Source organism: Aeromicrobium sp. CTD01-1L150, assembly GCF_041951745.1.
Lineage (GTDB): Bacteria > Actinomycetota > Actinomycetes > Propionibacteriales > Nocardioidaceae > Aeromicrobium.
This window is the reverse complement of record NZ_CP169555.1, coordinates 561,597-579,290: the sequence shown is the minus strand read 5'-3', so window position 1 is coordinate 579,290 and position 17,694 is coordinate 561,597. Positions and strand designations below refer to the sequence as shown.

Genomic DNA, 17,694 nt, shown 5'->3' with positions numbered 1-17,694 from the left:
GCGGCGGTGCCAGCGGATGGGAGGACGTCTCGACGGTAGGGACATCGATGTGACCTGGACCATAGTGAGACGCGCAAACCACCCGGCGGCATTTGTGCGATCTGTCAAAGCGAGGACGGCACGCCTGCACCACCAGGACTCCCGGTGACGCGGGAGCCGGCGACGCGCTCACACCGTCCGGCAGCCGAGCGCGGGACGCTTCAGGGGTCGCAGGTGCCACCGGAACAACCCGTGTTCTGGTGGACTCGCAGTCTCGCGAGAGCCCAGAGGGGCCACGGCCGCGTGCACCTGCCGCCCCACCGACGGTGCCGGCGCAGCAGCGCCGGACCGTGACTGCACGACGGTGCGCCCTACGCAGGGTCTTCGTGCTGGGGCACAAACGCCGGATGCTGCCTTTGGTTCATCTGGTCCAGACCAGCAGCGCGACGACGAGGAACGACGCGCCGACGACCTGCGCGGCCCAGGTCCCCCGCCACAGGACCTGCGCGCGATGGTCCTGCTCGTCGTCGGGCAGCGAGCTCGGCACCAGGTCAACGAGATGTCGGCGGCCCCACCAGCCCAGGAGCAACAGGAACACTCCGAACAGCAGACACATGATCGTGTCGAGCGTCGCGGCCATCAGCGCCCACCACCCATGGAGGAGTCCTGGCCCATGGCTGGAAGCGCGTCCGGATCGTCGGGGCGATAGTCGTCGGCGTAGCGGATGTCGGCCGAGCCGATCTCGTCCTGGAGCCACGAACGCCACCGGCTGGTGGCCTGCTCCGTCTCGAGGGTCTGGCGGAATGCCTCGCCATCGCGGTCGAAGTCCGCGGGCACCGGCTTCTTCACCGTGGAGACCTTGCCCAGGTTCCAGCCGTACCGGCCCTCGACGGGACCGTAGAGCTGTCCCTCGTCCACCGCGAACACTGCCTCGGAGACCGCCGGCTCGAGATCAGTCTCCTCGATCTCGCCGAGGGCGCCACCGTCGTCCTTCGTCCGTGCATCCATGCTGACGTCGGCTGCCACCTCGGACACCGTCTCCCCCTTGCGTAGACGCGCCATCGCATCCTCGGCCGCTGCCTTGTCGGCGACGACGATGTTGGCGACCGTCCGGCGCTCAGGCGTCGCCAGCTCGTCCTTGCGCGACTCGAACTCGCGCTCGAGCTCCTCGTCACCGACGCTCACGTCACCGACGACCTCCTCGATGAGCATCCCCAGACCGACCTGTCGGCGGATCTCCTCCAGGACGCTCTCCTCGGACGTTCCGACGTTGCCCAGGGACTCCACGAACGCCGCGCGCCCGCCGTCGCCGAACTGCCGCTCCACGAACTGGTCGAGCTCGTCGCGGGCCCGCTTGTCCGACACCTCGATGCCCCGACGAGACATGCTGGCATCCAGCACGGCACTGACGGCGACCGACTTGGCGGCATCACGGCGGAACCCGTCGAGCTCCTTCGACCCCGTCGGTCTCACCACTCCGTAGAGCGCTCGGAGCGTGTCCATCCGCCGGTCGAGCTGCTTGGTCGTCACCGTGTCCCCGTCGACCACCACCGCAGCACCGGACGGCACTCCCGGGCCCAGGGGTCCCCAGCGCGTGAGCACCGCCGCGGTCACGAGCGCGACGACCAGGGCGCCGAGCAACCACGGCAGCCACCGTCGCACGCCGGCGGCCCTGAGGTCACCGATCACCGTCGAGACGTTCATCGCCCAGCCCCCACAGGTTCCTTGCTGACGGTCGGTTCCGCGACGGCTCCGATGACGTCGACCCGTCGTTCACTCAGCCGCGACACGATCCACGCTGCGAGGATCGACGCCCCGACCGTGACCGCGAGCACCAGCCCGAAGTCACCGATGATGCGCAGGTTCGACAACGCGAGGACCGCGTAGCCGGTGGCCGAGGCGGCTGCCGCCAGGGCGACCGAGCGCAGCAGGAGGACGTCGTGGCGTCGGCGCGCCTCGGCCAGCACGACGGTGAACTCGCACGCCACGGCCGCGGCGAGCGAGCCCACCGCAGCGGTCAGCGGGTTCAGGCCGATCCCCATGGCAGCGATCCCGAGCAGGACGAAACCGGTGGCCAGGAAGGCAGCGAACACCGCACGCACGGCGTCAGTGCGACGCCGCAGCCCGAGCAGGAGCACCGCGCCGGCCGCGATGATGCCCAGCCCGGCCGTGAGGTACCGGTCCGACGAGAGCGCCTCGTACGCGGAGACCGCGACCATCGGCAGACCGGTGACCTGCGCCTCGATCCCGTCCGGGGTCGGTGGCAGCACCTCCAGCATGCTGGAGCGCAGGCCCTGCAGCTCGCGGGCGTCGTCGAGCCGCACTCCGAACTCCAGGATCGAGAGCTGGTGGTCCGATCGGGTCACGCTGGTCGAGAGGTACTGCGGCAGCAGCCGCGTGGCGGCCTGCACCTGGTCAGCCGTCGGGGCATCTCCCAGGAACCCGAGCAGCGCGTCAGGGGACAGGATGGATCGCAGCTCGTCACCGTGGGCGACGGTCAGGGCGGTCCGGGCCTCGCTCATCCATGCCAGTGACTCCTGGGTCATCGTGTCCTGTCCCGACACCGCGACGACCACCTCGCCGGAGGAACCGATGACGTCCTCGACGTGCTTCGCGTCCTCGAAGGCGGGCAGCTCCGAGGCCAGGGACTGGAAGTCCGCCGAGACGTCGAGGCCGGGCAGGCTCAGCCAGCCGCCGAGGGCCACGGCCGCGGCTCCCACCCCGGCGGCGGCCCGGACCATCGGCGACGCGGCGCTCCTGGACGTGCCGGGCGTCGGCCCGCCGGACGGGGGCCGGACGACGGGCGGTGAGTGCGCGAGACCGGACCACCGGTCGATCGCCAGACTGACCAGGAGGGTCATCAGGATCCCGAAGGCCAGCGTGAGACCCAGGTCCCGCACGGCGGGGATGGGCGCCACGGCGAGAGCCGCGAAGCTGGCGGCCGTCGCGAGCGCAGCCACCACGACGGTCCGTCGCTCCACCGAGCGGTGCAGATAGATCATGAAGTCGCTGCCCACCCCCAGCAGCACCGGCAGGAAGGCCACCACCCCCAGCGAGACCGGGATCGAGGCCCATCCCGCGATCGCGAGGGCGACGCCGGTGCCGGCCAGCGTCGCGGCGAGGGGCAGCAGACGCACCCGCCGTCTGGTCCAGCTCGTCCCCAGGAACCATGCACCGACGCCGAGCAGGGCGACCCCACCCAGCAGCGGCACCTCGTGTCGCACCTGCTGACCGAGCGCGGCCACGATGCTCGGAACACCGGAGACCGTGACCCGGCTGGTCTCCAGGTCGGCCTCGGCCACCACGTCCTCGACCTCGCCGACGAGGGTCTCCACCGCGTCCTGCCGCAGCTCGCTCTCGGGTCTCACGAGGATGGCCACCGAGTTCTCCGACGGGACCACGAAGTCCCACTGCGGTCGAGGCTCACCGTCGTCGTTGAAGATCACCGTCCGGGCGAACTTCTCGTTGCTCAAGGTCGGCAGCCCACCCGGAAGGCCCTGCGCGAGCAGCTGTGAGTATCGCTCGTCGAAGTCGGCCGTGGCTCCACGGGCCGCCTCGGCCGCCGCGCCCTTGGACCGGCCCGCCTCGCTGGCATCCTTCTCGGCCTTCGCCCGCAGCCCGTCCCGGTAGCCGGAGAGCTCGGCCAGCAGCGACTGTGCCTGACCGGCGATCTGGTTGAGCACGGTCGCGGGCCCGTACAGCGTTGCGACGTCGCGCAGCCCGGCCAGCCTCCCCTCCAGACGGAGCAGCTCCGGCAGCTGGTCGCCGGACAGCAGGTGATACGGCTCCTCGGACTCCAGCAGCACCACGACGGGGTCGCCTCCGAACGACGCGGCCACCTGATCGGTCGCTTCGGCAGTCTCATCCCCCGGCGGGACGAATGCGTCGACACCCGTCTCGACGTCGACCCGGGCGAGGCCGCCGACGATGACGGCGGCCAGCACCAGGCCGGCTCCGATCGTGACGAGAGTCCGCCGCCGGGGTGTTGCTGGGGAACGAACTCTCAGTCGTGAGGCCAACGCTCTCATCGGGGTATGGAGTCCCGTTCCACTCGTGGGTACGTGCCACTGAACGGCTGCGGGTCCATGGCTGTCCCGGCGGCCGGGTACGGGTTGAACATCGTCAACGGGGTCAAGGGGACCGGCAGGTTGAGTGAGTTCGCGTTGAAGACCGGCTTGACCCTCGCCACGTTGCCGTTCACGTCGCTGCCGCTGGCGAACTGCGTGAAGTTGGTCAGGTAGGACACCACGTCGGGCCCGTACGGCTTCAGGTAGGCCAGCATGGGGTTGAGGTCGGCGAGGTTCGTCTGGAGCGTGTTGACCACAGGCTCGGCCTCGTCGGTGAAGCCGTCGACCCGCGTCAGCGTCGACGGGGCTCGTTGCAGGGTCGAGTCCAGGGCGGGAAGCAGCCCACGCAGGTCGGACGCCGTGTCCGGCAGCTCCAGAAGGGCTGCGGAGAGATCCTCCGACCCCTCGTCGAGGTTGCTCGCGACCCTCCCCAGAGGATCGGACAACCGGCTCAGCCCGGCGCTGGCCTCCCTCGTGGTGTCCAGGAGGCCGGGCAGCGAGCGCATGAGCGACTCGACGTCATCGGAGTTGTCGGCGATCGTCCGCGTCAGGAGGTCAGCGTCCTGGGCCAGCTGGGCGATCCTGCCCTCCTGGGTGTCAAGAGCCGACAGCACCACCGTGGAGTTCCTGGTCAGCTCCGAGAGCGCATCGGACTGGTCGGCGAGGGCCTCGAGCGCGACACCACCGTCTCGCCCGAGGTCGCCCAGCCCGTGGAGCGTGGCGTCGACGTCCTCCTTGGTCCCCGACGTCGCGGCGCCGCTGGAGCGCAGCACCTGGGAGAGGCTGTCCCGCGTGGACTCATCGAGGCTGGTCAGGACGTCGTTGAGCTGGACGCTCGTCGTGCCGGCGTCGTCGGGCAGCTTTGTGCCCGCCGTGATCTCGGAGCCGTCCCCGTCGACGACCTCCAGGTAGGTCTCCTCGATCATGGTCTTGTTCCGCACCGTGATCGTGGCTCCCTCGTGCAACGGGGCCACCGACGGTTCGAGCTCGAGCGTCACCCGCGCCTCGCGACCGTGGGTCTCGATGCTCTCAATCTTGCCGACGTCGACCCCGGCCATCCGTACGTCCGACTGGAACGCCAGGTTGTCGACGTCGGGCAGTGTCACGTCGACGCGGTACCCCTCGTCGGAGATCAGCGGGATCCGGCCGCCGGCGTTCAACCAGAGGAACCCGAGGATCAGGGCGCAGAGCGCGACGAAGCCTGCCACCGTCGCGGCCCGGAGCGTGGGGATCAGGGTGTGGGAGATTCTCATGACCCGCCCTCTCGACTGTTCTCGGCCGCTTCTGGATCCAGTCCCAGCGGCACGGACTCCGGCGAGACCGCGAACTGGCCCCGCAGGATGCCTCGGTTCGCATCCCTCAGGCTCGCGACGGAGTTGGTGTTGTAGACGAAGGCCGACAGGTCGTCCAGGTAGGGGACCAGGCCGTCGGTGAGCGGCTCCAGCTGTTGGGTGATGGGCCGCAGGTCTCCGGTGATCTTCTTGAGGTCCGACGCGGCGGGCCGCAGGTCTGCCACGACGGGCTCGGCGCCCTTGACCACGGGTCGTGCGTCGTCGAGGAAGGAGTCGAGCTCGTCGACGGAGTCACCGAAGCGGGACAGGGCGTCGGGCAGCTCCTCGCTCGCATCGAGCACGTTCTCCAGCGTCGGGTCGAGCTGTCCGATCAGGTGCGACACGCTCTTGGAGGCTCGTCGCAGCTCATCGGCGAACTCGGGCAGCTCCTCCAAGGACTGGTCCAGGGACTCTCCCCGGTCGGCCACCGTGCCGAGCACCTTCTGCAGCGAGGAGGCCAGACGGGTCAGCCGCTCGTCGTTGCTGCCGGTCGCCGAGGAGATGTCGGCCAGCGCCGTCGCGAGCCGCGACAACTTCTCTCGGCGGGCATCGAGCTGCTTCACGACCGGCTCCAGGTCAGCCATGACCTCCGTGCTCATGGTCAGGCCGTCCGGCAGCTTGTCCGGGGCGTTGGTCAAAGCCACGTCTGCCTCGGACAGCAGCGTGGTGACGGCGGCCTGGGCATTGTCGTCGAGGTGGCCCAGCACCTCGTCGACCTGGACCGGGGACACCGAGTTGGCGACCGGCAGCGTGTCGCCGTCGTCCAGCTTCTGCCCGGACGGGGACCCCGGGTTGAGCTCGACGTACATGTCGTTGAGCGGACTCTTCGGCCGCAGGGTGACCTTGGCGTTGTCGTAGACCTCGTGGTGTGAGTCGATCCGCAGCTTCAGCACGGCGCGACCGTCCTCGGACACCTTGGCCGAGCGGATGTCACCGACGCTCACGCCCGCGATCCTGACCTCCTGGCCGTTGCCCGGACTGACGGCCGGTGCCTCGGCGAAGGTCGCATAGATCGACTGCTTGTCCTCCCACGGTGGGTTGAACCGCTGGTTGGACAGGAAGTAGGTCGCGACGATCGAGCCGATGAGCACCAGGCCGGCGATGGCGGTGAGGTTCCGGCCGAGCCCGGGCTCGCTGCGGGTCCGCTGCCATGCTGTGCGCAGTCTCGAGCGGGCGGTCATCGCTGTGCTCCGTTCGGTGAGGCGATCTGTTGGAAGAACTGCTCCAGGCTGACCGGCAGGCCCGCCACGGATCCGGCGCCGACGCCCGGGAAGAAGCTGACCGCGGACCCGTTCTCATCGGCCAGGTTCGCCTGGGCGAGGTTGGAGGCCATGTAGGCCAGCTCCTGGTAGAACGGGCGGTCGGCACCTCCGCCCTCGTAGCGGCCCTCTCCGTGCCACGGCGACAGGACCGTCGACATGATCGGACCGTTCACCCGGTCGAGGACGGCGCCGTCGAGGTCGTCGAACGTCCCCGTCAGGTTCCGGCTGGTGGGCACCAGGTCCTCGACCGCGGGGCGGGCGTCCTCGAGGACGCCCTTGAGGTCGGTGACGACCGGACGCGCCTTCTCGACCACGGGGTCGAGGTCCTCGAGCACCTCGTCGAGCTCCTGCACGGCGGGCCTGGCCGGGCCGGCCGTCTCGTGCAGCTGGTCCAAGGTGCCGTCGAGGCTGGTCAGCATGGTGTCGGCGTCATCCAAGGTGCCGGGAAGACGAGCCGTGGCCGTGGCCATGTCGTCGCGACGGGTGGACAGCACGGCCGACACGCGTCCCAGGTCCTTGACGATCCCGTCGAGCTGTCCCTGCTTGGCCGACAGGATGCGTGAGGTCGACTCCAGCCCGTCCACCGCGGTCCGCAGGTCGCTGTCCGGCCGGGTCCCCTGCAGGGCGTCGAGCGCACCTGCCATGGGCTCGAGGGTGTCCGGCGCTTCGGTCACCAGGTCGCGAAGGGCACGCGAGCCCTCTGCGTCGAGGGCCCCGTCGAGGTCGCTGACAGAGCTGCGGACGCCTTGACGGGCATCCTCGGGCAGGGCCGCCGCGACAGCGTCCATCTCGACGGGCAGCTGGGTGCGCTGGGTCGGGATGGTGCCGGAGAAGGTGCCTCGCCGGCCGCCCGGCTTGATCTCGACGTAGTAGTTGCCACCGAGCAGCGTGGTCGGTCGGATGGCCGCTGACGGTGTCGTGCCCATCGCATCGAGAGACTCCCGATCGACCTTGAGGCGCACCTCGGTGAGTCCGTCGTCGTCCTGACGGACGTCCTTGACGACGCCGATCCCGACGCCGGCGATCTTGGCCTCGGAGACGGCGTCGCGCAGACGGTGCGCCTCGTCGAACTGGACGGTGATCGTCTCACCGCTCCGGAGGGTGGTGAGGATGGCCTGCTTCTCGAACAGTGCGACAGCCGCCAGGAGCGAGATCAGGACGAAGGCCAGTCCGAGGTTGAGGCTGGAGAGCTGGGGGCGGCGGGTACGTCGTGTTCCGGCAGACATCAGCGGTTGCCTCCGTTCGCGGCGGACTTGTTCTTGGCCGCCTGTCCCGGTGCGGGATAGGGATCCCTCTGGGTCGTTCCCGGCACCTCGAGGCCGACCGCCGACTCCACGCCCGGAAGGAGCATGATCCTCAGCCAGTGCCCCGCATCGTCACCGTGCGAGAGGGCGTCACCGGCCTGCGTGAAGTAGTTGGCGATCTCGTCGGCGTACTGACCGAAGACCGAGACCGGAGGTGCGGCGCCGTCACCGGTCTTGACCAGCTGGGTGGCCAACGGCCGTGCATCGTCGGTCAGGGACGTCAGATCCTCGACAGCGGGCTCTGCCTTCTCAGCGACGTCGGGGACGCGGCGCAGCGGCTTGATCCCCTCCCGCAGGACACCGCGCACGTCGGGCACCGAGTCGCCCAGTGCAGAGGCGCCCGGACGAAGCGTGGTCACGGCCGACCGGGTGTCCGCGAGCGGCGTGTTGAGCGAGGTGAGCGCAGCCGTGGCGTCGTCCAGCGTCTCCGGTCCCCTGACCAGGCTGGCCTCGAGCGGCTCGCCCTCGTCGACCCCGAGGGCGTCCATCGATGTCCCGAGCTGGCGCGTCAGGTCCGCGATCTCCTCGTGGCGCCCCGTGAGGCGTGAGCTGAGCGCATCGGCCGACTCGAGCATCGCGACCAGGGAAGCCCCGTCGTCCTCGGCCAGCGTGCGTGAGACGGTGGCCAGGTTGTCGAGGATCCCGGGCGCTGCGGACACCGCGTCGTTGAGGTCGGCCTCGTGTCCGATCAGGCCTCCACCCAGGTTCTTCAGCGCGGTGGAGCTGGCCTCGCGAGTGCGGGGATCCAGGGTGTCGAAGAGCTCGTTGACGTCTTCTGACTTGGTGGTCTGCGTGGCGGGGATCGTGCTGTCGTCGCGGAGCGCTCCGGTCTCCGGGGACCCGGGATCGAGGTTCACGTACTTCTGTCCGAGGGCCGAGCGGTCGGAGATCCGTGCCGCCTGCGCGTTCTCGTAGAGCTGGGTCGACGGGTCGTCAAGCTTCAGGACGGCCACCGCAGTGCCGTCATCGATGCGCAGCTCCGACACGTGGCCGACCCGCTTGCTGGCGATGCGCACGTCGTCGCCACGGTTGAGTCCGCTGAGGTCGTCGAAGGCCACCGTGACCTCCTTTCGCTCGGCCAACGGGTTGCCCTGGGTGGCGTTGAGCCCGAAGAGCACGGCGACCCCGAACAGGATCATGATGACCGCGCCGGCGATGAGCGGAGTGTTGCTGTGGGTGCTCATGTCAGTTCCCTCCGAGCAGGAAGTCGACCATGTTGGACTCCTGCTTCTTGGTCAGTCCCGTGGGGGATCGGGCGCCGTCCTTCGTGCCGGGCTCGGGCGAGGAGAGCAGGGTCCCGCCCGTGAGTCCCTTCAGCGAGTCCGTGAGGTCGTCCACGTCGGGCACGGCCTCCCCGTCGGAGTCCTCGCCGTCCCCTGACTGCTCGCCACCACCCGGGAGCAGACCGGTGAGCATGTCGGGGTTGACGCTGGCGTTGACCCGGAAGTAGTGGGACAGCCCGTCATGGCCGTTCGTCGTGAGGGCCCAGTAACGGATGTAGCTGAAGACGTTCTCCCGGTTGGCGGACAGCTCCTCCACGACCGGTCGAGCACCCTCGACGGTGGTCGCGAGGTCGGGGCCCGCGTCCTTCAGGTCCCGTGCCACCGGGGCCGCCGCCTCCAGGAGCTCCTCGGCGCGCTCGAGCACCGGCTGCGACGATGCGAGTGCCGGGTCGAGCGAGTCCGACAACGCCTCCAGCTCCTTGGAGATCGTCGGGAGCTCGTCGGTGAGCGGCCGCAGGCGCTCGAGGGTCGGGGTGGTCTCATCGGCCGTGGCCGACAGCTCACCCAAGGTGGTCGATGCTGCAGCGAGGGTCTTGGGCAGGCTGGCGATCGTACGGTCGAGCTTCTTCTGCTCGCGCGCCGCGGCTGCCAGGAGCCGTTCTGAGGAACCCACCACCGTGTCCAACGCCTTGCCGTCGTCGGCGGCCAAGGCGCGCGCCACGGGCTCGAAGTTCTCGATCAGCGAGGCGAGCAGGGTGTTGTGCTCCTTGAGGACCGCGGTCATCTCCTGGGTGTCCTCGAGGCTGGGAGCCAGGGCACTGATGGTCTTGTCGGCGTTCTCGCCGTTGCCCCGCAACCCGTCCCCGAGAGTCGTGACCAGTGCCGCCAGGCCCTCGCCCGTGGGCTCGTCGACGGTGTTGAGCACCTCATCGAGCCCGACGTTGGTGCCCGTCTGCTCCACGGGGACCGCCGCGTCGAGATCCATCGCCGGCGCAGCAGGGTCGCCTCGATCCAGGTCGATGAAGCGCTCGCCGAGCAGCGAGACGGGCCGAATGGTGAAGGTCGCGTCCTCGTGCAGCGGCAGGGCTTCGGGGTCGAGCTTCATGGAGACCTCGGCAAGGTTCTCCCGCACCGTCATCTCCTCGACCGTGCCGACCACGACGCCATCGATCTTGACCTCGTTGCCGTCGACCAACGGGGCGGCCGAGGCGAACTTCGCCACCACCGTGGTGCTGTCGTCACCTCCGCCGCGCCACGCGACCAGGGCCAGGACGAGCACCAGTGCCCCGACGATGATCACGGGAGCCTTCCCCACTCGCGCTCTCATCTCATCTCACTTCCATAGGCGTCGGTCCAGGGCTGGCCGACCGGTTCGCCAGGATCGGGTGTCAGGTTCTGCCTCACCCCTGGACCAGGCGCCGAGGTGAGTCCGATCGGTGCCTCGGCGCCGGTCTGGATCAGGAATCGGGTGTAGTGACCGTTGACGTCGTAGCTGCCGGCCGCCGAGCCCCAGTTGGCGGTCCACCCGGCGATCTCCGGCGTGTAGGGCCGGATGAAGTCCAGGACGGGGATCAGGCTGTTGAGCGCGGTGTCACCGTCGGGCAGGGTGGCCGTCCCGGTGTCGAGCAGCCCGGGGGTGTGCCGCAGCAGGTCGGACGCAGACTCCAGCGTCGGCCCGAGCTCTGCGACCGTCGGCCGCAGGTCGGCCAGGAGCGGCCTGAGGTTCTTGGAGACCCCGGTCAGCCGGCCGGTGGCGGGGTCGAGGTCGTTGAGCAGCGGAACGGTCTCGTCCACGGTGTCGGGGACCTTGCCGAGGGTCGTCTCGGCCGTCCCGACGACGCCGGGGAGCTTGTCCAACGTCTGGCCCAGTGCCTCCCGCTCGCGCACAGCCGTCGCGGTCGTCGCGCTCAGGTCGTCGACGATGCTCTTCAGGCTCTCGTCCCGCTCGGCGAGGATGCTCATGGTTCCGTTGAGCTGGGTGACGAGCTGACGGATCGTCTCGCCGTCGGCGCCGACCTCACGCAGCACCGCGCCGAGCGACTGCAGCGCCGGCCCGGCCGACTCCACCGTCGCCTTGACCTCGTCCTCGCGACCGCTGAGCGTCTCCTCCAGACTCCCCACCAGGGAGCTGAGCTTCTCGCGCGTGGGCTCATCGAGCGCGGCGAGCACCTCGTCGACCTCCACGGGCTCTGACTGCTCGCCCGGCAGGATGGCGCCGGAGGGCAGCACCGTGTTGGACTCCGGACCGTCGTCGATGCGCACGAGCCGTTCGCCGAGTGAGGCCTTCCAGACCACCTGCGCGGTCGCTCCGTCATGGAGGCGGCCGAAGTCCGAGTCGAGCCGGACCTGCACCCGCGCCTTGCCGTCGACGACCTCGATGTCCTTGATCGACCCGGCCTGGTAGCCGTCCCTCATGACGGAGCCGCCCACGAAGAGGTTGTTCGCGTTCGGCAGCACCATCGTGACGTCGTAGCCGTCGTCGGAGGAGCGGTACAGGCCCACCCCGGCCAGCACGATGCCGATGACCGCGACGACCCCGACCAGTCGACGTCTCATCAGTCCATCCCCAGGGGGCCGGCGGAGTCTCCGGAGAGGAACTGCCGCACGAACGGGTCGCTGGAGTCGAACGCCTCCTCCGCCGCGCTGTAGTGCACGGCCTTGCCCTTCCAGATGACACCGACGTAGTCGCTGACCTTGCGCGCCGTCCGGATGTCGTGGGTGACCACCATGTAGGTGCCCTTGTGTCGTTCGTGCATGTCGAGGATGACGTCGTTGAGCAGACTCGTGCGGACCGGGTCCAGTCCGGAGTCCGGCTCGTCGAACAGCACGATGTCCGGCCCGAGGATCAGGGCCCGCGCGAACCCGGCACGCTTGCGCATCCCGCCGGAGATCTCGCTCGGCAGCTTGGCCGCTGCCTCCTCGAGCCCCACCTCGACGAGCCGCTCCATCACGATGTCCCCGATCTCGTCCTCAGGGGTGTCGGTGTGCTTGCGCAACGGGAACGCGACGTTGTCGAAGATGTTCATCGAGCCGAACAGGGCACCGTCCTGGAACAGGACCCCGAAGCGCTTGCGCAGGTCGTAGCGCTCCTTCTTGGAGATGCGCCAGATGTCCTCCCCGAAGATCAGCACCTCACCCTGGTCGGGCTCCAGCAGGCCGACCAGGTGCTTGATCAGCACGCTCTTGCCGGTGCCGGACGGTCCGAGGATCGTCGTAATGGCGTCGTCGACGAAGTTGAGGTTGAGACCGGTCAGGATGTCGAACGGTCCGAACGACTTGTGGACGTCGCGGACCTCCATCGAGTGGACGCGTTCGGCCACGTCGGTCCCCACATTCGTCGCGGGGTTGATTTCGAGGGTCATCGGGCCTTCCTGTCGGTCTGCTCGAGTGCCACGCAGGCACGAAGGCGGTCAGTTGGCGATGGGCGCATTGGGCGACATCCCCCAGAAGAGCTGGGTGCCGAGCGCTCCGATGAGGTGGATGAGCACCATGTTCAGCACCATGGACTTGGCGGTGTTCTTGCCGACTTCGACCGAACCACCACGCACGGTGTAGCCGTAGTAGCACGACACGAAGACGATGGCGGTGCCCATGGTCAGGCCCTTGATCATCGAGTACATGAAGTCGAACGGGTTCTGATAGAGCCAGAAGATGTACATGTGGCCGCCGGGCGAGACGCCGCCGATGTAGTACACGGTCACCAGAATCTCGCCGAGCGACATCATCCCGAGGCTGACGGCGTAGAGGAACGGCATCGCGATCCAGGCGGCCACGACGCGGGTGCCCACGAGGTAGCTGCGGGAGTCGACGCCCATCACCTCGAGCGCGTCGACCTCCTCTGAGATGCGCATCGAACCGATCTCCGCGACCAGCCCGCAGCCGACCTTGGCCGCGAGGATGTACCCCCACATGTAGGGGACGAGCTCACGCACGGCACACCACGCGTTGAAGATGCCGGAGTAGATCGGGGCACCCACCTGCTTGAGCGTGTAGATCGCCTGTGTGCCGCACATCGTCCCCATGACGAACTGCATGCCCCAGATGATCAGTCCGCTGGCGAGGATCAGGATCGCCGCCTGGCGGATGACCTCCGTCCAGTGCGTCCTGACGTCGGGCAGGCTGCGCGTCACCTGGGCGGAGAACCGGATGATCTCTCCTCCGGTCTGCAGCGCCGTCTTGACCGACTGCAGAGCGCTGCCGGCCGAGACCACCGTGTCAGCGGGCCGCGGAGGGCGCGGGGGCGTGGTGCCGTCGGGGCGATCGTCGAGTGTCGTCATCGGTCCCGCCTCACTTGAAGACCTGCATGTCGGGGTTGAGCCCGAGCAGGATGTTGGTGAACACGACGTTGACCACCCAGATCATCGCGAAGGCGATGACCACGGCCTGGTTGACCGCACGCCCGACGCCAATCGCGCCGCCCTTGGCGTAGATGCCCTTGTAGCAGCAGACGATGGCGATGATGAAGCCGAAGATGGTGGTCTTGACGACACTGCCCCAGATGTCCGGGGTGGTCAGGTTGGCGAACAGGTTGTTGTAGAAGGCCCACTCGTTGGCGCCCAGGATGGGGACCGCGGCGATGAACCCGCCCAGCAGGCCGAAGCACAGTGCGATGACGTCGAGCAGGCCCGTGATGATGGTGATGGCGACGACCCGGGGCAGCACGAGCGCCCGGATCGGGTCGACGCCGAGGACCTCCATGGCGTCGATCTCCTCGCGGATGCGGCGCGCGCCCAGGTCAGCGGTGATGGCAGAACCGACGACGCCGGCGACGACCATCGCGTTGACCCAGGGAGCGAACTCGCGAATGCTCGCCATGACGAAGAACGATCCGAGCCGTTCCGGCATGCCGAACAGGTCGTAGATGTTCCCTCCCTGCAGGCCGGGCGCTCCCAGCCCGAAGAAGGTGCACGAGATGGCCATCGGGATCCAGCACTGCTTGAGGATGCTGAACATCTGGTCCAACGTGTCCCGGCCGTAGTCGAACGGCCCGCGGACCGCCATCCAGACGACCTGGACGCTGAGCAGGCCCATCTCGCCGAGCTCGACCAACATCGACCGCAGCGAGCCACCGGCACGCGGGCGGCTCGTGCGGGTGGTCCTGGTGGCCGAGTTCGGCGTGGCGCTCATCGGCGGACACCGATGGTGCGAGGTGGTTCATGACGTGACGAAGCCATGTGCCGAGACACCGCCTAGAGGTGGGCAGAAGGGACGCCTCGTAGCCTGACCGGGTGACGTGCGCCACGTCATTGTCATATCGCACCAAACTGCGCCCGACCTTTTGGCGATCTGTCCCCTATCAACGGCTCCGCTGCGCCGTTAGCGTGAGCCGCATGATCCTGAACCGGGGCGGCTCACCCAGGGTGCGTCGCGGTGTCCCGACATGAGCGCCCGACGACGGCCGGCAGCCTCCCAGACGCCCCGCCGTTCCAGTGCGAAGCTGAAGCCGGTCACCCGTAGTCCGGGTCTGGTCGACGTGCCGTTCGCGGTGCGGGGAGCATCCGCCGGGTTCAGTGTGCTGCTGATCGGCGGGATCTCAGCTCCCCTGGTGGGCTTCCTGACCATGCCGCTGGCCGGCACCCTGTGGCTGACGGCGACCGCCGCGCTCGCCTTCGTCGTCGCAGCACGCAGGATCGGTCGACCCAAGGTGCCGCAGCTTCACGGCGCCGTCGCCGCCGTCGGCGCGTACCTCCTGGTGCTGCCCCTCGTGCTGCCCTTCCAGGCAGGACGCGACCTCGGCCAGATCGCGCTGACACTGGCCACGGCGATCTCGGTGGGGGCCTGCACGAGCTGGGTGCAGGATCGCAGGAAGAACGGTCGCCCGTTCGCCTAGTGTCGGGTCGTCCCACCGGCCGAACGCCCCAGTCCCGACCAAGGCACCGACGCCCGCGACAACACTCCGTAGGCTGTCTGCATGGATCTGGGACTCGCAGGCAGGACCTACATCGTCACCGGCGGCACCCGCGGGCTCGGCCGCGCCACGGCCGAGGTGCTCGTGGCCGAGGGGGCCAACGTCGTGCTCTCCTCACGGAGCCAGGACTCGGTCGACGCCACGGTGGCCGCGCTGGGTGGCCGAGCCACCGGGGTGGCCGTGGACAACTCCGACCCGGACGCCGCCACGGCCCTGCTCGAGGCGGCACAGGAGACGTTCGGGGGTGTCCACGGTGCTCTGGTGAGCGTCGGCGGACCACCCCCCGGGACCGTCCTCGGGCGCTCGGACGACGAGTGGCGCCAGGCGTTCGAGAGCATATTCCTCGGTGGGCTGCGGGTCGCCACCACGGTGGCGAACGCCATCGAGGCGGAGGGATCGATCGCACTGGTCCTCTCGACGTCGGTGAAGCAGCCGGTCACCGGACTGGGCATCTCCAACGGCCTGCGCCCGGGACTGGCCATGGCCGCCAAGGACCTCGCCGACGAGCTCGGCCCGCGCGGCGTGCGCGTCAACACCCTGCTCCCGGGGCGCGTCGACACCGAGCGGGTCCGTGAGCTGGATGCCCTCGCAGGAGACGCCGCCGCGGCACGCGAGCGCACTGCGGCCGGCATCCCACTGCGTCGCTATGGGCATCCTGCGGAGTTCGGCCGGGCTGCGGCCTTCCTGCTCTCGCCCGCCTCGGGCTACCTGACCGGCGTCATGCTCCCTGTCGACGGAGGACTCACTCGCGGCCTGTGACCGGCATCGGGCCGGAGCGGGCGGAGTCAGCAGTCTGTCTCCAGCGGCGCACTCGCTGAGCCGCTCAGCCTCGTGCGGATACGGTGCCAGCATGTACTTCGTGGGCGTCGACCTCGCGTGGGGGTCCCGCAACCCCAGCGGCGTCGCGTCGCTCGACGCCGACGGTCGCCTGGTGCACCTGTCGGCCCAGACCCACGACGACTCGATCGAGGCGGCCATGGCGCCGTACGTCACCGGGCCCTGCGTCGTGGCCTTCGACGCCCCGCTGATCGTCACCAACGACAGGGGCAGTCGCCCGTGCGAGAAGGCCCTGAACCGAGACTTCGCCCGCTTCGACGCCGGCGCCCATCCATCGAGCACGAGCCGGCCCGGCTTCTCGCCGGAACCACGCGGAGCGCGCATCGCGGCATCGCTCGGTCTCGACATCGACCCCACCTCGAGCGCCGAACGACGGGCGATCGAGGTGTACCCCCACCCGGCGACCGTCGCGATCTTCCGGCTCGGCCGCACCCTGAAGTACAAGAACAAGTCCGGACGACCACTCGAGCGGCTCAAGCACGACCTGCTGCGACTGATCAGTCTGCTCGAGGGCCTGGCGACGGCGGAGGTCCCGCTGTCCCTGGACCACGACCACTGGCGGACCGTGGTGGAGCGAGCCTCCAGCGCCACCCGCAAGAGCGAGCTCCGAGTGGCCGAGGACCAGGTCGACGCGGTGGTCTGCGCCTACGTGGCGCTGCTGACTGAACGCCGGCCACGAGACGTCACCACCTACGGCGACGCCACCACCGGCTACATCGTGACGCCGACGCTGCCGGCAGGGCACCGACCGTCGGCCCGCGAGCCGGAGCGTCACGCTCCTGATCGTGGCCCCGTCCACCACGCGGTCCAGGTGTACGCGGCGCAGCACGCCGAGCTGGCCGAGACCACCGAGCACGTGGTCGCGCTGGTGACGAGGCTGCTCGACGACGCCGGCATCAACTACCTGAGCGTCAGCGGCCGGACCAAGAGCGTCGCCTCGTTCGCCACCAAGGCGAACCGCACGAGCGGTGGCCGTCCGGTGTTCACCGACCCCCTGCGCGAGATCACCGACCAGATCGGCCTGCGGGTCATCACGTACGTGCACAGCGACGTCGCCGCCGTCGCCGACCTGCTGGCCGACCAGCTCACGGTGCTCGACGACCGCGACATGGGGCGTGAGACCGCCGAGGAGGGTCGCTGGGGATATGCGAGCCGCCACCTCCTGGTGACCGCACCCGATCACGGCGACCAGGTCTCCGGCCACGAGGTCCTGCGTGAGAAGCAGGCCCAGGTCCAGCTCCGCACCGTGCTCCAGCACGCGTGGGCGGAGTTCGAGCACGACATCCGCTACAAGGGCACCATCCCCGAGGAGCAGGCTCCCGACCTCGATCGGCGGTTCACCCTCGCGGCCGGTCTGCTCGAGCTCGCCGACCGGGAGTTCTCCACCATTCGCGACCGGCTGCGGGCTGGTACCGCCGCGCAGCCGGACGTCGACCCCGACGACCCCCGCATCAGCCCACCCGCCCTCGCGAGCTTCCTCGCGTCCCACTACAGCGACGCCGAATGGTCCCGCTCCGACCACTACTCCTGGATCTCCGGGCTGCTGCTGGAGCTGGGGGTGACGTCACTGGAGGAGCTGGGCGGGCTGCTCACCTCGGTGGACAGCGCTGCGATCAACGCCCGTCTCGGGTACCGCTACCCGCCGGGAGCGGTCCGGCGACTCGACGACGCCCTGCTGGCCGTCTTCGGCGAGCGCTACCTCGGTCTGCACGGCAACAGCCATCGTGGCGAGCTGCTGCAGGCGCGTCTGGCCAAGCTGCGGGCGCCGGCGGACCCTGGATGA

15 protein-coding genes are annotated in these 17,694 nt (G+C 69.3%); 3 read left to right on the top strand and 12 right to left on the bottom strand.

Annotated elements, in window-relative coordinates:
• Window positions 1–400 precede the first annotated feature (400 nt).
• The 12 genes from ACEVFP_RS02760 to ACEVFP_RS02705 form a co-directional block, all read right to left on the bottom strand.
• Entirely contained in the window at window positions 401–619 is a 219-nt protein-coding gene (locus tag ACEVFP_RS02760) for a hypothetical protein (protein ID WP_375001818.1), read from the bottom strand.
• Window positions 619–1,683, bottom strand: coding sequence for a peptidyl-prolyl cis-trans isomerase (locus tag ACEVFP_RS02755; protein ID WP_375001817.1), 1,065 nt, complete (start codon window positions 1,681–1,683; stop codon window positions 619–621). The genes ACEVFP_RS02760 and ACEVFP_RS02755 overlap by 1 nt, the downstream gene beginning before the upstream one ends.
• Complete coding sequence (locus ACEVFP_RS02750) at window positions 1,680–3,923, bottom strand: RND transporter (RefSeq protein ID WP_375001816.1); 2,244 nt, start codon at window positions 3,921–3,923, stop codon at window positions 1,680–1,682. The genes ACEVFP_RS02755 and ACEVFP_RS02750 overlap by 4 nt, the downstream gene beginning before the upstream one ends.
• An 80-nt stretch (window positions 3,924–4,003) precedes the next feature.
• Window positions 4,004–5,299 (bottom strand): MlaD family protein, encoded by a 1,296-nt coding sequence (locus ACEVFP_RS02745; protein ID WP_375001815.1) that lies wholly within the window; start codon window positions 5,297–5,299, stop codon window positions 4,004–4,006.
• Complete coding sequence (locus ACEVFP_RS02740) at window positions 5,296–6,558, bottom strand: MlaD family protein (RefSeq protein WP_375001814.1); 1,263 nt, start codon at window positions 6,556–6,558, stop codon at window positions 5,296–5,298. Before ACEVFP_RS02740 ends, ACEVFP_RS02745 begins: the two co-directional genes overlap by 4 nt.
• Window positions 6,555–7,865, bottom strand: coding sequence for an MlaD family protein (locus tag ACEVFP_RS02735; protein ID WP_375001813.1), 1,311 nt, complete (start codon window positions 7,863–7,865; stop codon window positions 6,555–6,557). The genes ACEVFP_RS02740 and ACEVFP_RS02735 overlap by 4 nt, the downstream gene beginning before the upstream one ends.
• Window positions 7,865–9,127, bottom strand: a complete 1,263-nt coding sequence (locus ACEVFP_RS02730; RefSeq protein ID WP_375001812.1) for an MlaD family protein — start codon at window positions 9,125–9,127, stop codon at window positions 7,865–7,867. Before ACEVFP_RS02730 ends, ACEVFP_RS02735 begins: the two co-directional genes overlap by 1 nt.
• A 1-nt stretch (window position 9,128) precedes the next feature.
• Window positions 9,129–10,493, bottom strand: a complete 1,365-nt coding sequence (locus tag ACEVFP_RS02725; RefSeq protein WP_375001811.1) for an MlaD family protein — start codon at window positions 10,491–10,493, stop codon at window positions 9,129–9,131.
• Window positions 10,490–11,722 (bottom strand): MlaD family protein, encoded by a 1,233-nt coding sequence (locus ACEVFP_RS02720; RefSeq protein WP_375001810.1) that lies wholly within the window; start codon window positions 11,720–11,722, stop codon window positions 10,490–10,492. The genes ACEVFP_RS02725 and ACEVFP_RS02720 overlap by 4 nt, the downstream gene beginning before the upstream one ends.
• A complete protein-coding gene (locus tag ACEVFP_RS02715; RefSeq protein WP_375001809.1) occupies window positions 11,722–12,528 on the bottom strand; it encodes an ABC transporter ATP-binding protein in 807 nt (268 codons plus the stop codon). The genes ACEVFP_RS02720 and ACEVFP_RS02715 overlap by 1 nt, the downstream gene beginning before the upstream one ends.
• 48 nt (window positions 12,529–12,576) lie before the next feature.
• Complete coding sequence (locus tag ACEVFP_RS02710) at window positions 12,577–13,443, bottom strand: ABC transporter permease (protein ID WP_375001808.1); 867 nt, start codon at window positions 13,441–13,443, stop codon at window positions 12,577–12,579.
• Window positions 13,444–13,453: 10 nt separating this feature from the next.
• Entirely contained in the window at window positions 13,454–14,293 is an 840-nt protein-coding gene (locus ACEVFP_RS02705; protein ID WP_375001807.1) for an MlaE family ABC transporter permease, read from the bottom strand.
• A gap of 253 nt (window positions 14,294–14,546) precedes the next feature.
• On the opposite strand from ACEVFP_RS02705, the gene ACEVFP_RS02700 reads away from it, so the two are divergent.
• The 3 genes from ACEVFP_RS02700 to ACEVFP_RS02690 all read left to right on the top strand — a co-directional run bounded on the left by ACEVFP_RS02700 (window position 14,547) and on the right by ACEVFP_RS02690 (window position 17,694).
• Entirely contained in the window at window positions 14,547–14,996 is a 450-nt protein-coding gene (locus ACEVFP_RS02700) for a hypothetical protein (RefSeq protein ID WP_375001806.1), read from the top strand.
• A gap of 81 nt (window positions 14,997–15,077) precedes the next feature.
• A complete protein-coding gene (locus ACEVFP_RS02695; protein WP_375001805.1) occupies window positions 15,078–15,833 on the top strand; it encodes an SDR family oxidoreductase in 756 nt (251 codons plus the stop codon).
• 91 nt (window positions 15,834–15,924) lie between these two features.
• Complete coding sequence (locus ACEVFP_RS02690; protein WP_375001804.1) at window positions 15,925–17,694, top strand: DUF429 domain-containing protein; 1,770 nt, start codon at window positions 15,925–15,927, stop codon at window positions 17,692–17,694.

Bases quoted from the DNA above. Each gene is read 5' to 3' on its own strand.
- ACEVFP_RS02760 (WP_375001818.1), bottom strand. From the start codon at position 619: ATGGCCGCGACGCTCGACACGATCATGTGTCTGCTGTTCGGAGTGTTC.
- ACEVFP_RS02755 (WP_375001817.1), bottom strand. From the start codon at position 1,683: ATGAACGTCTCGACGGTGATCGGTGACCTCAGGGCCGCCGGCGTGCGA.
- ACEVFP_RS02745 (WP_375001815.1), bottom strand. From the start codon at position 5,299: ATGAGAATCTCCCACACCCTGATCCCCACGCTCCGGGCCGCGACGGTG.
- ACEVFP_RS02740 (WP_375001814.1), bottom strand. From the start codon at position 6,558: ATGACCGCCCGCTCGAGACTGCGCACAGCATGGCAGCGGACCCGCAGC.
- ACEVFP_RS02735 (WP_375001813.1), bottom strand. From the start codon at position 7,865: ATGTCTGCCGGAACACGACGTACCCGCCGCCCCCAGCTCTCCAGCCTC.
- ACEVFP_RS02730 (WP_375001812.1), bottom strand. From the start codon at position 9,127: ATGAGCACCCACAGCAACACTCCGCTCATCGCCGGCGCGGTCATCATG.
- ACEVFP_RS02725 (WP_375001811.1), bottom strand. From the start codon at position 10,493: ATGAGAGCGCGAGTGGGGAAGGCTCCCGTGATCATCGTCGGGGCACTG.
- ACEVFP_RS02720 (WP_375001810.1), bottom strand. From the start codon at position 11,722: ATGAGACGTCGACTGGTCGGGGTCGTCGCGGTCATCGGCATCGTGCTG.
- ACEVFP_RS02715 (WP_375001809.1), bottom strand. From the start codon at position 12,528: ATGACCCTCGAAATCAACCCCGCGACGAATGTGGGGACCGACGTGGCC.
- ACEVFP_RS02710 (WP_375001808.1), bottom strand. From the start codon at position 13,443: ATGACGACACTCGACGATCGCCCCGACGGCACCACGCCCCCGCGCCCT.
- ACEVFP_RS02705 (WP_375001807.1), bottom strand. From the start codon at position 14,293: ATGAGCGCCACGCCGAACTCGGCCACCAGGACCACCCGCACGAGCCGC.
- ACEVFP_RS02700 (WP_375001806.1), top strand. From the start codon at position 14,547: ATGAGCGCCCGACGACGGCCGGCAGCCTCCCAGACGCCCCGCCGTTCC.
- ACEVFP_RS02695 (WP_375001805.1), top strand. From the start codon at position 15,078: ATGGATCTGGGACTCGCAGGCAGGACCTACATCGTCACCGGCGGCACC.
- ACEVFP_RS02690 (WP_375001804.1), top strand. From the start codon at position 15,925: ATGTACTTCGTGGGCGTCGACCTCGCGTGGGGGTCCCGCAACCCCAGC.